This is a genomic window from Microbacterium sp. ZXX196, from assembly GCF_009709595.1.
Lineage (GTDB): Bacteria > Actinomycetota > Actinomycetes > Actinomycetales > Microbacteriaceae > Microbacterium > Microbacterium excoecariae.
Map to the genome: position 1 here is coordinate 1 of NZ_WMEE01000244.1, position 266 is coordinate 266.

Genomic DNA, 266 nt, shown 5'->3' on the forward strand with positions numbered 1-266 from the left:
GTTGGTAAGGTAATGGCTTACCAAGGCAACGATGCGTAGCCGACCTGAGAGGGTGATCGGCCACACTGGGACTGAGACACGGCCCAGACTCCTACGGGAGGCAGCAGTAGGGAATCTTCCGCAATGGACGAAAGTCTGACGGAGCAACGCCGCGTGAGTGATGAAGGTTTTCGGATCGTAAAACTCTGTTGTTAGGGAAGAACAAGTACCATTCGAATAGGGCGGTACCTTGACGGTACCTAACCAGAAAGCCACGGCTAACTACG

1 rRNA gene is annotated in these 266 nt (G+C 53.8%); it reads left to right on the top strand.

Features of this window, described 5'->3' with window-relative positions:
- Nucleotides 1-266 (top strand): 16S ribosomal RNA (locus GJQ66_RS12920); the annotation flags it as partial.